The sequence below is a fragment of the Mesorhizobium sp. WSM4830 genome (assembly GCF_055811495.1).
Genome location: NZ_JBVVQI010000024.1, coordinates 57,777 through 71,740, shown reverse-complemented (window position 1 = coordinate 71,740; position 13,964 = coordinate 57,777). Strand labels below are relative to the sequence as shown.

At 64.0% G+C, this 13,964-nt stretch carries 14 protein-coding genes and 1 pseudogene; 12 read left to right on the top strand and 3 right to left on the bottom strand.

Going from position 1 to position 13,964, the window contains the following annotated elements:
* Positions 1-191: 191 nt before the first annotated feature.
* A complete protein-coding gene (locus AC0L2Y_RS25620) occupies positions 192-461 on the top strand; it encodes an usg protein (protein ID WP_023718102.1) in 270 nt (89 codons plus the stop codon).
* A 108-nt stretch (positions 462-569) separates the two neighbouring features.
* Here AC0L2Y_RS25620 and AC0L2Y_RS25615 read toward each other — a convergent pair whose 3' ends face one another.
* Together AC0L2Y_RS25615 and AC0L2Y_RS25610 are read right to left on the bottom strand one after the other, a co-directional pair.
* Entirely contained in the window at positions 570-839 is a 270-nt protein-coding gene (locus AC0L2Y_RS25615) for a DUF982 domain-containing protein (protein ID WP_473560354.1), read from the bottom strand.
* A 157-nt stretch (positions 840-996) separates the two neighbouring features.
* The gene (locus AC0L2Y_RS25610) at positions 997-1,209 is read right to left on the bottom strand and encodes a hypothetical protein (RefSeq protein WP_352490081.1); all 213 of its coding nucleotides are present in this window, start codon (positions 1,207-1,209) and stop codon (positions 997-999) included.
* Between the two features lie 239 nt (positions 1,210-1,448).
* On the opposite strand from AC0L2Y_RS25610, the gene AC0L2Y_RS25605 reads away from it, so the two are divergent.
* The 8 genes from AC0L2Y_RS25605 to AC0L2Y_RS25570 all read left to right on the top strand — a co-directional run bounded on the left by AC0L2Y_RS25605 (position 1,449) and on the right by AC0L2Y_RS25570 (position 8,327).
* Positions 1,449-1,814 carry an endonuclease domain-containing protein gene (locus tag AC0L2Y_RS25605; RefSeq protein ID WP_473560352.1) on the top strand — a complete coding sequence of 122 codons (366 nt, stop codon included), beginning with the start codon at positions 1,449-1,451 and terminating at the stop codon, positions 1,812-1,814.
* Positions 1,815-2,078: 264 nt separating this feature from the next.
* Positions 2,079-2,402: a hypothetical protein gene (locus AC0L2Y_RS25600; protein WP_473560351.1), complete on the top strand. Its 324-nt coding sequence runs from the start codon at positions 2,079-2,081 to the stop codon at positions 2,400-2,402.
* Between the two features lie 109 nt (positions 2,403-2,511).
* Positions 2,512-3,114, top strand: coding sequence for a CDP-alcohol phosphatidyltransferase family protein (locus AC0L2Y_RS25595; RefSeq protein ID WP_352490075.1), 603 nt, complete (start codon positions 2,512-2,514; stop codon positions 3,112-3,114).
* A gap of 25 nt (positions 3,115-3,139) precedes the next feature.
* The gene (locus AC0L2Y_RS25590; protein ID WP_473560350.1) at positions 3,140-4,927 is read left to right on the top strand and encodes a bifunctional alpha/beta hydrolase/class I SAM-dependent methyltransferase; all 1,788 of its coding nucleotides are present in this window, start codon (positions 3,140-3,142) and stop codon (positions 4,925-4,927) included.
* Between the two features lie 2 nt (positions 4,928-4,929).
* The gene (locus AC0L2Y_RS25585; protein ID WP_473560348.1) at positions 4,930-6,273 is read left to right on the top strand and encodes a phosphatase PAP2/dual specificity phosphatase family protein; all 1,344 of its coding nucleotides are present in this window, start codon (positions 4,930-4,932) and stop codon (positions 6,271-6,273) included.
* Entirely contained in the window at positions 6,270-6,698 is a 429-nt protein-coding gene (locus AC0L2Y_RS25580) for a hypothetical protein (protein ID WP_473560347.1), read from the top strand. The genes AC0L2Y_RS25585 and AC0L2Y_RS25580 overlap by 4 nt, the downstream gene beginning before the upstream one ends.
* Before the next feature lie 8 nt (positions 6,699-6,706).
* Positions 6,707-7,369 (top strand): lysophospholipid acyltransferase family protein, encoded by a 663-nt coding sequence (locus AC0L2Y_RS25575; RefSeq protein WP_292664595.1) that lies wholly within the window; start codon positions 6,707-6,709, stop codon positions 7,367-7,369.
* Positions 7,370-7,391: 22 nt separating this feature from the next.
* A complete protein-coding gene (locus AC0L2Y_RS25570) occupies positions 7,392-8,327 on the top strand; it encodes a phosphatidate cytidylyltransferase (RefSeq protein ID WP_473560407.1) in 936 nt (311 codons plus the stop codon).
* A gap of 117 nt (positions 8,328-8,444) precedes the next feature.
* On the opposite strand, the gene AC0L2Y_RS25565 is transcribed toward AC0L2Y_RS25570, so the two are convergent.
* The gene (locus tag AC0L2Y_RS25565; RefSeq protein ID WP_473560345.1) at positions 8,445-10,430 is read right to left on the bottom strand and encodes an AI-2E family transporter; all 1,986 of its coding nucleotides are present in this window, start codon (positions 10,428-10,430) and stop codon (positions 8,445-8,447) included.
* Between the two features lie 260 nt (positions 10,431-10,690).
* Between AC0L2Y_RS25565 and AC0L2Y_RS25560 the strand changes: the two genes are divergently transcribed.
* From AC0L2Y_RS25560 to AC0L2Y_RS25550, 3 genes and pseudogenes are all read left to right on the top strand, one after another.
* Positions 10,691-10,978 (top strand): hypothetical protein, encoded by a 288-nt coding sequence (locus AC0L2Y_RS25560; RefSeq protein WP_473560343.1) that lies wholly within the window; start codon positions 10,691-10,693, stop codon positions 10,976-10,978.
* A gap of 418 nt (positions 10,979-11,396) precedes the next feature.
* A pseudogene (locus AC0L2Y_RS25555) lies at positions 11,397-11,617 on the top strand (alkylphosphonate utilization protein).
* Between the two features lie 192 nt (positions 11,618-11,809).
* Positions 11,810-13,780, top strand: a complete 1,971-nt coding sequence (locus AC0L2Y_RS25550; RefSeq protein WP_473560341.1) for an acyltransferase family protein — start codon at positions 11,810-11,812, stop codon at positions 13,778-13,780.
* The last annotated feature ends 184 nt before the right edge of the window (positions 13,781-13,964 follow it).

Below are 13,964 nucleotides of genomic sequence, written 5' to 3'. Positions count from 1 at the left end.
AGAGTGCCAATACGCTGTAATCGTTCGCACATTAGCTGCTCTCAGCTACATGCGGCTCAAATTCTGGCAGGATATTTTCAAAATCCCGCCCGTCCGGGGCCGCTCGTGGCGGCTGGAACCTATGTGGAAGGCGAGGCGTTTTGCGGACTGAGATTTCAACGGACCGAGATTTCAACGGAAAGGACGATCGCATGACCAGCAGGGACTTTCAGCTCCAGATGCAAGGGTTTGGCCTCACCACGGCGGAGATCCACTACCGCCTGCCCGATCATCGGAGTCTGCTGCAGCTCTACATCTGGCAGGAATACGATATTGCCCCCGATTTCCCGACGCTGAAGCATTTCCTCGATTTCTGGGAGCGCGAGATCGAAGGCCCGCTGCATTCGGTACGCGTCGCCCATCATCACCTGATCCAGCCTTCCGAATGGCGGGCCGTAAACGGCATTATCACCGTCCACTGAGGAGCAGCCGAACTGCCGCTAGACAGCGGGCAAAGTCTCCGAAACGGGGAAAGGCAGCTGCCTCTCCCCACTTGTTTTGGACCTCACAATATCGGAGGGGGGTCCGGACTAGCCGGCGTGGTCGACAGGCTTGCGGGCCGTTGCGAGCAATCCGGCCTTGCGCGCCGCCCTGACGAACGCCTTGCGCGCATCACGCGCAGTGCGCCAGCCGTCGAGCGCGTCGCGGCAGGTCCGATAGGCCGCGCGCCAACTCCGGCCGCGTGCACGGTCCGGCCACTGCTGGCGCATGCATTCGATGGCTTCCCAACTGCTGGCGACCTTGCGCTCGCTGGATTGGAATTTCAACATGATCGGTTCGGCAAAGCGGACGTCGTCCATCACTTCCTCCTTGTTTTCTGATCGTCTTCTTGTTTGAGCAAGCAACGCTATGCTGGCGGTGCCAGCGGCCGGCCGGCGCCGCTGAAGGACATGGTTCGCCTCTTTACGCGGTTCAAGAGCATGGGGCGCGGTTCAAGAGCATCGCGGCTACAGCCGGTTATTCGTCCTCGTCCGGCCCTTGCAGCAGTTCGATCAGCGTCGCTACCCTTGCCGTCGGCAGCGGCCGGCCCTCGTTCACCAGAGCCTCGTCGGCGGCGATCCAGGCCAGGGCCTCGCGCAATTCCTGGACCGTCCCGTCCGTCGCCGCAATGTCGGCGATCACGGCTTCGTCGACCGGGCCCAGCACAGAAATGATCTCGTCGCGTGTCATGGTCAGCTCCATCTGCAAGTGCCGGGAATGGGCCCGGCAACAGAAGAATCTGGGTCTTGACCTGCAGCAGACAATAACCGCCGGGGAAGTCAGCGTTGGCGACTGAGGCCAGCCGGCGAAACCGCCAATCTCCCCATTAGAGGGGGAGATGGCCGGCAGGCCAGAGGGGGGCGCTGTCCCTCGAATCTATCGAAATTAGAACAGCTAGTAACCAGACAAATCAGAGGGCCGATGGGCAAATGACTCACCACCCAGTGCCTGCAAACAACCGCGGCAATGCGCGCAAAATGCGCAGGGCCATGACGGACGCCGAACTGAAGCTTTGGAATGAAGTCCGGGCGCATCGTCTCATGGGGCTGGCATTTCGGCGGCAGATGCCAATCGCAGGCCATATCGTCGATTTTGCCTGCCCGAACAAAAAGCTGATCATCGAGTTGGATGGTTGCCAGCACGCCGAACTCGAAGCCACGGGATCGGACGCTGGCAGAAGTGCAAGGCTTGCAAGGCTGGGCTGGACTGTCCTGCGCTTCTGGAACGACGACGTTATTCGCGATATCGACAATGTCTGTCAGCACATCGTGATTGCGGCTGGCTTGGCTCGGTAGACATGCGTTGAGCTCGGATGCCGGGCTTAGATCAGCAAGGCTTGCGGGACAGCGCCCCCCTCTGTCCTGCCGGACATCTCCCCCTCAAGTGGGGAGATTGGCTGTTTCGCCGACGGCGCCCCCTTTGCGAGATTTGGCGCAACGATCCGGCACAAGAAAACCACCGGGCCTTGACTTGCGGCGGACGACAACCAGATCGAAAGCACAGGTCGCCGAAATGGGGCCGGCGGAACCCAGGGAGCGCCGGCTCTTGGAAGAGGGCAAATGTCGATGACCCGTTCTCCCGACGCTCCGGTTCCGCCTGACCAGGCGCAGCACGCCCTGCAGTGCCTGACGACCGAGCATTTCGTGCTGCAAAACGCTCGCGCCGCGACCATTCAGGAAGCGAACCAGAGAGCCGATCTGTTCCTGACCTCGGTCTCGAGTGCAACGATTGCCTTGTCCTTCGTCGCGCAAATGGGCAGGCCGTTCGTGTTGTTCGCGACCTGCATTCTCGTCCTGCGGCGTTATCATAGTCGCGCCTGGGCGGCGGCCGAAGAAAGCTTGCCCGCACGGTTCCTGGGCGACGATGGCAACAGCGAAAGCTAGCGTCGACACAACCGGATCTCGAAAAGTGGCAGGCAGCCGCCCTTGCGTCTTGCGCGCCAATTGCCCATCCTCGCCAACATCATTTGCACCGCGGCCGGGGGGTTCGCATATGCCGACGCTTTATGCGCTGAAACCGGCCTTCCAGGCCAGGCTGCGGCCGCTTGCCGATGGCCTGGCTAGGGCCGGCGTCACCGCCAACCAGATCACGCTGCTGGCCGCGGCCCTCTCGCTCGCCACCGGCTTTGTGGTGGCAGCCCTTGCCGGCCACCGCGTGGTCTTTCTGCTGATGCCGCTCGTGCTGTTTACGCGAATGGCGCTGAATGCGATCGATGGCATGCTCGCAAGGGAACATGGCCAGGCCTCGACGCTCGGCATGTATCTCAACGAGCTCTGCGACGTTGTCTCCGATCTCGCTTTGATCCTGGCCTTTGCCGTCCTTTTTCCTGCCTGGGGCGTCGTTGCGTTTGCGATCGCGGCGATGATCACGGAGTTCGCCGGCGTGCTCGGCATCGCCGCAGGAACCGGGCGCAACTATGCCGGCCCGTTCGGCAAGAGCGACCGGGCGCTGGCGCTCGGCATCCTCGCCGTGCTTATCGCGTCCGGCCTGTGGGTCCCGGCGCTCACGCCGCTCGTGTTTCCGGCCATGGCTACACTCTCGCTGGCGACCGCCATCAACCGGATACGCAGCGGCCTTAACGGGAGCGGCAGCTGAATTCGGTCTCGCCAGGGAGAACAACATGCTTCACCAACAGACGGTTGCCGCAGTGGCTTCAGCCAACATCGAGCGGGTGGCGCAGGAGCGCAGCTTCAAGAGCCATGACGGCACCGAGATCTTCTATCGCTATTGGCCGGCGCTGTCGGAAAACCGCAAGGGCGCCGTCCTGCTGTTCCACCGCGGCCACGAGCATGGCGGCCGCATGGCGCATCTGGTCGACGAGCTCCAGATGCCCGACCACGCCTTCTATGCCTGGGACGCGCGCGGCAATGGCCGCTCCGCCGGCGAACGCGGCTATGCGCCGTCGTTTGCCGCGCTGGTGCGCGACATCGATTGTTTCGTGGGCGAGATCGGCAGCGACGGGTTTGCGCGGCGCGACATCGCGCTGATCGCGCAATCCTTCGGCGCCGTGCTTGCTGCCGCCTGGGTGCACGATTACGCGCCCGACATTCGCGCCCTGGTGCTGGCCTCGCCGGCCTTCTCGGTCAAGCTCTACGTGCCCTTCGCCAAGCAAGGCATTGCGTTGTGGCAGAAGCTGAAGGGCCGCTTCTTCGTCAATTCCTACGTCAAGGCGAAATTCCTGACGCATGACCCCGAACGCATCGCCTCCTTCGACGCCGACCCGCTGATCACCCGGCCGATCGCCTCCAACATCCTGGTCGAGCTCTACGACCATGCCGCGCGCATCGTCGCCGACGCCCGCGCCATCACCGTGCCGACACAGGTTCTGATTTCCGGCAGCGACTGGGTGGTGCGGCATGGACCGCAGCACGAGTTTTTCGTCAATCTGGCGAGCCCGGCCAAGGAGCGGCATGTTTTGGCCGGCTTCTTTCACGACACGCTGGGCGAGCGCGACCGCCACAAGGCACTCGACCTGATCAGGCCTTTCCTCGAAAAGCAATTCGCGGCGCCGGAAAAGCCGGTCGACCTGATCGAGGCCGATCGCGCCGGCTACACACGCGACGAGGCCGACCGGCTGGCCTCACCGCTGCCGCTGCTGTCGCCCAGGGGCCTCTACTGGGCAATGAGCCGCGCCTCGATCCGCATGGGCGCCTGGCTGTCGTCCGGCATGAAGACAGGGATTGCCACCGGCTTCGATTCCGGCTCGACGCTCGACTATGTCTACGAGAACGAGGCGCGCGGCATCAGCCCCATCGGCCGCATGATCGACCGCACCTTTCTCGACGCCATCGGCTGGCGCGGCATCCGCCAGCGCAAGCTGCATCTGGAAGAGCTGATCGGCAGCGCCGCCTCCTCGCTCAAGGCCGCCGGCCGGCCGGTCCATATCGTCGATATCGCAGCCGGCCATGGCCGCTACGTGCTCGATGCCGTGCAGAAATGCGCCGAGCCACCGGCAAGCGTTCGGCTGCAGGATTTCTCCGAGCTCAACGTCTCGCTCGGCCGCAAGCTGATCGCCGAGCGCAGGCTGCCGGCGACCGTCTCGTTCCATCAAGGTGACGCCTTCGACGCCACGATGCTGGCCGGGCTCGAACCGGCGCCGGATCTCGCCATCGTCTCGGGGCTCTACGAATTGTTTTCCGACAATGCCATGATCGGCCGCTCGCTCGGTGGACTGGCCAGCGCCATGCAGCCCGGAAGCCTGCTCGTCTACACCAACCAGCCCTGGCATCCGCAGCTCGAGATGATCGCGCGCAGCCTGACCTCGCACCGCGGCGGCCAGGCCTGGGTGATGCGCCGCCGCACGCAGGCCGAGATGGACCAGCTGGTGGCGGCCGCCGGCTTCGAGAAGCTCGACCAGCGCATCGACCAGTGGGGCATCTTCACCGTTTCGGTCGCGCGGCGCGTCTGAGCATGGATTTGCCTACCTCTGCCTTACCTCGCGATGCCCCTGCCCTTCCGGCCTTGCCGCGCGAGCCGTATCCCGGGATAGTCCTGCGCGCCGCCCTGTGGCTGGCATTTCTGGCACCGTTCTTCTACGCCACTTACGGCTTCGCCAACTGGCTGGCGTCGCGGCGCGACGATGTCGGCAGCATCGTCTTCGGCTGGGAGCATGGCATCCCGTTCCTTGCCTGGACGATCATGCCCTACTGGTCGATCAATCTATTCTATGGCCTGTCGCTGCTGTTGAACAATTCGAAGAGCGGCGTCGACCGCCTTGCCGGCCGCTATCTGACGGCGCAGATTGTCGCCGTCGCCTGCTTCATCCTGTTCCCGCTGACGGCGACCTTCGTGCGCCCGCAGACGAGCGGCCTGCCCGGCTTCATGTTCGCCGTGCTCGGCGGCTTCGACAAACCCTTCAATCAGGCGCCGTCACTGCACATCGCACTGCTGGTCATCATCTGGGACCATTGGCGTCACAGATTGACCGGCATCGCCGGCTTCGCCTGGCATGTCTGGTGTTTCCTGATCGGCGCCTCGGTGCTGACGACGTGGCAGCACCATTTCGTCGACATTCCAACCGGCGCGCTGCTCGGCCTTTTCGCCCTGTGGCTGTTTCCGCGCGACGGCGAGCTGCCGTTCGCCGGCTTCCGCCTGAGCGCTGATCCGAACGCGCGGCGGCTGGCGCTGTTCTATGCGTTTGGCGCAAGCCTTGCGCTGGCCGGCGCCGCTGCCGGGGCATTGGTCTCGGCGGTGTGGCTCATCCTGTTGTGGCCGGCACTGGCGCTGGCCATAGTCGCTTTCGCCTATGCCGGCGCCGGCGCCAAGGTGTTCCAGAAAACAGCCGATGGCCGCGTGTCGCTGGCCAGCCGTCTTCTGCTGTGGCCCTACCGGGTTGCCGCCAAGGTCAATGTCTGGGCATGGACGCGAAAGCTTCCGGCGCAGATCGTCATCGCCGACGGTGTTTGCCTTGGCCGTTTTCCGACCGCCGCCGAGGCCGACGCCTTCGGCACGGTGATCGATCTTGCCGGCGAATTGGAAAGGCCGCGTGGCGCCTCGATCCGCTGGGTGAGCCTGCCCATGGTCGACCTTTTGCCGCCGTCTCGCGAGGCGCGTGCGCAAGCGGTGGCGGCGATCGAGACGGCGCAGAGCCAGGGCACGGTGCTGGTCTGCTGTGCGCTCGGCTTCCAACGCAGCGCCGCCGTCGTCGCCGAATGGCTGGTCGCCAGCGGCCGGGCCGCGACGCCGGATCAGGCGCGAGGCCAGCTCGCCGCCGCGGGCCGGCCGGTGCATCTTGGCATGGACGCGGCGACATGACCGCCTATCGTGACAAGGCCGAAGCGTTCGCCGCCGGGCTGATGGTGCAGGTGGCATGGCCGCTGCTGTTGATTGCTGCTGCCTTGCTGGCTGCGCCGGTCATCGGCCTGGCGGCTGCGCCGCAAACATCGTCGCTGTCCGCAGCGGCCTGGCTGATCGCCGCCGCGGGTGCCATAGCCACAATTATTCTGTCGGCCCTGCTTTTGTTCGACGCGCTGCTGTTCCGGCTGATGGCCAGCCACGCCAGCGAGGCAGGCGGCTGTGCGGCGATCGACGACGTGCTGGCGCGCATGCGGCTGAAACCCACGGCGGCCGGCGGCCGCTCGCTCGACCAGCGGATGGCCGGCACGCGCCGCCTGCTCGCCAGGCAGCGCATCGCCTTCAGTCTGTTCGCGGCCGCCTCGGTCGTCGCGGCATTCTTTTGAGCCCGTCCATGACAAAGCTTCGCGTCAGCACCTATACCTTGCTGCAGACGGTGACCTCGGTCGGCCTGTCGGCGCTGGCCTGGGTGGTCACCGGCGTGCGGCCGATCTGGAACGGCAGCCAGCCATCGGACCGGCAGCGCATCTACTTCGCCAACCATGCCAGCCACGGCGATTTCATCCTGCTGTCGGCCTGCCTTAGCGAGAAGGAACGCGCCCGTACCCATGCGGTGGCGGCCGCCGATTATTGGGGCAAGACGCGGCTGCGCCGTTTCATTGCCGAGGACATGCTGTCTTCCGTGCTGATCCACCGGCAATGGACGGACGAAACGCAGCACCCGATCTCGATCATGCTGTCGGTGCTCGACCAGGGCCATTCGCTGATCCTGTTTCCCGAAGGCACGCGCAACATGACCGACGAACCGCTGCTGCCGTTCCGCTCCGGCCTCTACAATCTGTCGATGGCGCGGCCCGATGTCGAACTCATCCCGTGCTGGATCGAGAACATGTCGCGGGTGTTGCCCAAGGGGCAATTCGTGCCGGTGCCGCTGCTTTGCCGCGTCGTCTTCGGCGCGCCGATCGCCATTCAACCGGGTGAGGAACGCCGCGCCTTTCTCGACCGCGCCCGCGAAACGCTGCTGGCGCTGAACCCCCGGCCGCAGCGAGACGATTGAGGACCAAGGCAAAATGCTGCCGATGATGCACGAAACCCTCATTCTGATTGTCGGCCTGCTGGCGGTGCTGATCAGTGCCAGCATCGTCGCCGGCGTCTTGTCGTGGCGCGCGCCAAAGCCGTTGTCGCCGGCGCTGGTCAACCTGACCCAGCGCATCAATGCCTGGTGGGTGATGGTGGTGGCGATCACCGTTGCCTTCTTTTTCGGCCGTCCCGGCATGACCATTCTGTTCGCGCTGATTTCCTTCGCCGCTTTGCGCGAATTCGTGACGCTGACACACAGCCGCCGCAGCGACCACTGGGTGCTGCTCGGCATGTTCGGCATCGTCATCCCGTTCCAGTACTGGCTGGTATGGACCGCCTGGTACGGCATGTTCACCATCTTCATCCCGGTCTACTGCTTCCTGCTGATGCCCGCGATCACAGCGCTGCACGGCGATACCGAGCGCTTTCTCGAGCGTGTCTCGGCGCAACAATGGGCGGTCATGATTTCGGTCTACTGCGTCAGCCACGTGCCGGCGCTGCTGACGCTCGAGGTGCCAGGCTTCGAAGGCCGCAACCTGTTGCTGATCGCTTTCCTGATCATCACCGTGCAAGGCAGCGACGTGCTGCAATATATCTTCGGCAAGCTGTTCGGCCGGCATCTCCTGGCGCCGACGGTCTCGCCGTCGAAGACCTGGGAGGGGCTGGTCGGCGGGCTGGCGGCGTCGAGCCTGCTCGGTGCGCTGCTGTCGTTCCTGACGCCGTTTTCGCCGCTGCAGGCAGCCGGCGTCGCCTTCATCGCCTGCCTGATGGGCTTTCTTGGGGGGCTGGTCGCCTCCGCCATCAAGCGCGATCAAGGCGTCAAGGACTGGGGCCATCTGATCGAAGGCCATGGCGGGATGATGGACCGCGCCGACAGCCTGGTCTTCGCCGCCCCGGTCTTCTTCCATACGGTGCGCTATTTCTGGACTGTGTGAGGGGTACGCCCTTTGCTGCGCCACTGTCCGGACGGTTAAGCCCGACCCTTGCGAAGCACCTGATCCGTCTTTCGCGAAAACAGTAATAACCCCACCTGCCGCGGTCGTTCGCCGCGGTCATTTTGCCGCGGCGAGCGGCTCTTTCTTGCGCGCCGGCGCCAGGCGGCGCATGCGGCGTTTGGCGGTGGTCTTCAGCGCCACCGGCGGAGCGCTGGACAACGCACCGAGCACCGCGCCGACCATGTCGTGTGCGACGAAATCGGCGTTGATCTCATTGGCCAATCTGGCATCTGCCTCTTGGTTGTCGCTGTCGGGTTCCGACCACAACACGATGCCCACCCGCAAGCTTGGTTTGGCGCGTTTCAGCCGACGGACCAGGAACCGGCCGTGCTTGACGGAATCCGGGTTCAAAAATCCGGCGACGACGGTATCGACGGCGTCGAGCTCAAGGCGGCGAATGCTCCCCGGTTCCATCTCGGCGAAGCTCGCCCTCAACACCGTGGCGCCCTGGACTTCGAGCACCTGCGCCAGCATGGCGGCAGCCGCGTCGTCGAGTTCGCCGCGCCCTCCGGCGCACAGCACCGACATGCCCGTGCCATCCGGCAGTTCGGTGTCGTCCTCCCCCTGAACCTGCTTGTCCTCGCCTGAGCCGTTGTCCTCGGCTGCGGCCGTGTCGTCCGCTTCCGCCTCCTCCTGCGCGCTGTCGTCGAGGTTGGCCACCATCGTCAGCGCGCTGCCCGCGACCTGCTGTCTTTGCTCATCGCTCAACACACCACGCACCCGGTCCTGCTCGCCGAGCAGCAGTGCGGGAATCGCGACCTCGTCGTAGAACTCGACCAGATATTTTTCCTCCAGCATCTCCTCGGCATGGTCCGTCGCTTCCTCGGGATCGCCGGCCAGCAGCCGCTGGTAAAGCCGGGCGTGCGGTTCGAGCACGGGTTCGTTGCCGAACAGAACGTCGAGGAATTCGAACTGCGGCACATGGCGGCCGAGCACGACGAGGCAGACCGTAAGCGGCGTCGACAGAACCAGGCCCAATGGGCCCCAGAGCCAGGTCCAGAAGATCGCCGCAACGATGATGGCCAACGGCGACAGCCCGGTGCGCGAGCCGTAGAGCCAGGGTTCGATCACGTTGCCGGTGATCAGTTCCACCACCACGAAAAGCCCGGCGGTCCATAGCACGAGCGACCAGCCGGGCGCCACGGCCAGCGCCAGGAACAGAGGCAACAGCGTCGCGATGACCGGGCCGATATAGGGGACGAAGCGCAGCGCCAGCGCCAGCAAACCCCACAGCAATGGATTGGGTATGCCCAGCAGCCAAAGTCCGATTGCAATCGGGACGGCATAGACGATGTTCACGACCAATTGCATGAGCAGGTAGCGGCCGACGCGCTTGCCGGCATCCTGCAGCGCCTCGGTGGTTCGATGCAGGTCGCCGTAGCCGACGAGGCGTATGAAGCGATCGCGCAGATCCTCCCGCTCGAGCAGCATGAATATGACGACCACGACGATCAGTCCGGCCGATGCCAGCGGGCTCAGCAGCGGGCCGATCAGATTCTGGAGGACCTCGAGCGGTCGTTCGCGCGCGACGATTTCGACCGGGATCGGTTCCCGCGGAGGCTGATCGGCGGCGGGTTGTGCGGGCTCGGGTCTGTCGAGCTCCTGGCCGACGCGTTCGATCACCCGGCTCAATCTGGAAACGATGCCGCCGCCGACGCCGGTTTCCTTGAGCGACCGGACCTTGGTCAGGATATTCGCCTGGTAAAGCGGAATGTTCTGCGCCAGTTCACTGACCTGCGTGGCGACGATGAAGGAGAACAGCGCCAGCACCGTGAATGCGCCGAGCACGCTGGCGATTACGGCAGGAAGACGCGGAATGCCGGCTCGCTTGAGTGCCGAAACCATGGGTACGAGCGCAAAGGTAAGCAGCAGCGCGATTGCGATCGGCAGAAAGACCTCGCGCCCGAAATAGAGCGCCGCGACGGCCGTCACGACCGACGCTACGCTGGGCAAGGATGTGCGCGGAAGCGCCCTGGCCGCGGAAACAATGCCCGCCCGCCGGGGCTCCGACAGGTGCGCGCCGTTTCGACGATTTGCCGCCACTTGGTACCTCCGCCCCGCCGTCGCCATGATCGGGCATATTGAGCCGGCGTGCAACTTCGTAGCGTCTCACCCAGCTGGACGCCGATTGCCCTGGTCGGCAGCGCCGCAAATTCAGTCATGGTAGAATTTTCTGCATTAATGGCGTCACGGGCAATCCTGTTCCATGCCTGCGCCAGAACGTGGAACTTTTGGGTCAAAACGCCGTTCCTTCGTAGATCGCTGATGGACAACCTCAAAGCAGCAGCTCAGGAGGAATGATCATGAACATCAAGATGCTTTGCATGGGCGCGATGGCGCTTTCGATGATGACCGGCGCAGCGCTTGCCGCCGGTGCAACTGGCACTTCGGCGCTCGACGATCCGCAGAAAATGACGCCCTTCTTCACCGACGCCGGCATGAAGAGCATGAAGTCGGAAGCCGAATTCAAGGCGGCATGGATGGCCATGTCCACAAGCGACCGGGCCATGCTGTTGAAGGAATGCAGCGACGCAGGCATTGCCAAGACGCATGCTGACTTCTGCAAGATGGCCATGCAGCTCAACAAGTGACCGCCGGCTTTTTGCCGATTGCAATAACGGACCAAGCGATAGGGCGGGCAGCTCCGCCATCGTGCGACGTTCTTGTCTGCACCGGCGGGCGCTCAGCTATTCGAACTCGTGCCGGAATACCCGCGTAATGAAGGCCACGGCTTTTGTTCGATTGCCGTGGCGCCATTGGCATGGAATGACCGCCTGGTCGGAGCGCATGTCGCGGAGCGGCAATGCCACTACCGCCCAGGGAGTTCTGCTCGCAATCCGGGTTTTCCGGTTGGCCGTCCGCATAGCATTGCCGGCCGGAACGTTTGGCTGCCGGCACGCTTGACCCAGTGGGCATGATCCCAGCACGCTTGAACCTCGCCGCCAACCGTGAGATAGGCCGGGTAATGACCCAACCGCCTCCGCACCGGAGCCCCGCGAAAGACCTGCCATGACCGACGCGATCATAAGAGACAGCAATGGCACCGCGCTGCACGAGGGCGACTCCGCGACCTGATCAAGGATCTCAAGGTCAAAGGCACGTCGGAGACGATCAAGCGCGGCACGCTGGTGAAGAATATTCGCCTCACCGGCAATCCCGGCGAGATCGAATGCAGCACCAAGCAGGTGAAGGGCCTGGTGCTGAAGACCGAGTTTTTGAAAAAGGCGTGATCGCTTCGGCACCCTGCGCTTCGCTTCCATATCAGTCGCTCTCGAATCGCTCACGTGAGTGAATCGCCCACGCGAGGAGCTGCCGGAGCCGCGCCCTCCCTCTATGTTGCACTGCGTTAGATTTGTTGCATTGCAATATCGGCGCATCGGGTCGAGCCTTTGCGAGGTGGGTATTCCTTGCATGAGGTGATTGTGTCGGCATCATTTCGGCCTGACATCGAAGGGCTGCGCGCACTGGCGGTGGCGGGTGTCATCGCCTTCCATTTTGGTCTCTCCGGCCTACCCGGCGGCTTTGCCGGCGTCGACATCTTCTTCGTCATCTCGGGCTATCTGATCACCCGCCACCTGGTTACGGAAATCACCGAGACCGGGCGGCTGAACCTCTGGCGTTTCTATGCCCGGCGCGCCCGGCGCCTGTTGCCGGCGGCACTGTTCGTCATCCTCGCCACGCTGTTCGCGGGTTACTTCATCCTGTCGCCGGAGGAACAGGCGCTCTATTCGAAAGGCGCCATGTTCGCCTCCGCCTACATGATCAACCTCTGGCTGATCCGCTGGTCGTTCGACTATTTCGCCGCCGACGCCACCAACAACCCGTTCATCCACTTCTGGTCGCTCTCGGTCGAGGAACAGTTCTATTTGGCATGGCCGGCGCTACTGCTTGCCGCCGCATGGCTACGCCCCGGCAAGCGCACTGCTATCGTCGTCATCGGCGTCGCCGGCGCGGCCTCCTTCGCCGCCTGCGCCTGGCTGACGGAAGTGTCGCAGCCCTGGGCCTTCTATTTCTCGCCGCTCAGGGCCTGGGAATTCGCCGCCGGCGGCCTCGCGACCATGGCGCCGGCAAAGATCTGGCGCGACCGGCCATTACTGGCCACTCTCCAGGCATGCCTCGGTCTGGCACTGATCGCCTGGGCCTATCTGATGCTGGACGAAGATTCGCCGTTTCCCGGGGTGAATGCGCTGGCGCCTGTCGCCGGCACAGTGCTGCTGCTGCTCAGCGGCAGCGGCGGCCGCAATCTGCCGAGCGCCGTGCTGGCGCTGGCCCCCATGCAATGGTTGGGCCGGCTGTCCTATTCGCTCTATCTCTGGCACTGGCCGGTAATCGTCTATGCGGCGATGGTGGCGCCCAACCTGTCCATCCTGGACCGCTTTGCCTGCGCGGCGCTGACGCTGCTTCTGTCGATGTTCACCTATCATTTCATCGAGAACCCGGTCCGCCGCAACGGCTGGCTGATGGCCGGAGCAGCGCGGGCGCTGGTGCCCGCCGTCGCGCTGACCGGCGCCGGCGTGGTCGCCGCCTATGGCAATGCGCGCTTTGCCGAGCACAATCTCAGCCCCGAACAGCACGTCATCGCCGACAGTGCCGCCCAGCTCTCCACCGTGCGCGCGATCAATGGCGGCTGCGTGCTCGATTTCGAGACCGTCAAGCCAAAACCCTGCATGTTCGGCCGCAAGGATGCCCAGCGCTCGGTCGTGCTGTTCGGCGACTCGCATGCCGACCATTGGTCGACGCCGCTGATCAAGGCGGCCGAGAAGAACAATTTTAGCGTCGTCACCTTTCTCAAATCCTCCTGCCGGGCTTCACGGGTGACGACCTGGAACTGGCGGCTGAAGCGCGACTACACCGAATGCGATCAATGGCGCGAGCAGTCCGTCAAGGACATCATCGCGCTGCACCCGCAACTGGTGGTGATCTCGGAGTTCTCGATCGGCAATGTGATGAAGGAATCGCCCGAGGAGTTGAAGCACGCCGATTGGCAAGCGCAGTGGCGGACGGGCCTCACCTGGACGCTTCAAGCCTTCAGCCAGGCCGGCATCAAGGTCGCCGTCATCAGGGACGTTCCCTACAATGCAAACTACGCCGACAAATGCGTGGCGCGGGCGCTGTGGCGGGGCCAGACGCCCGCGACATGCGACACGCCTCGGATCATGGCGGCAAACGACGACATCGCCACCGTCGAGCGCGATATCGTGCGCTCGACACCGAACGCTGCTTACATCGATATGACTGACCGCTTTTGCGACCAGACCACCTGCCATGTCTTCATCGACGGCAAACTCGCCTTCCGCGACCGCCACCACCTGGCGACGCCCTTCGCCGAAACGCTGGAACCGGCAGTGGAGCGGGCGCTGTTTTCGGATGTGATGGCGGCGGCTGTAAAGTAACGGTACCGGATCTTGTCGGATCCGACCCACCGGCCCCCGGCAAGCAACCATCCCGGGCGTCAGCTCGGGCGTCAGCTAAGGATAAGACCAGCCAGGAAGACCGTAAGGATCAGCGACAGCGGAACTGCAAGAAGGCAGCACAGCTCGAAAGTATTGGCTGGCCAAGAAGTCATTGGTCGCTTTT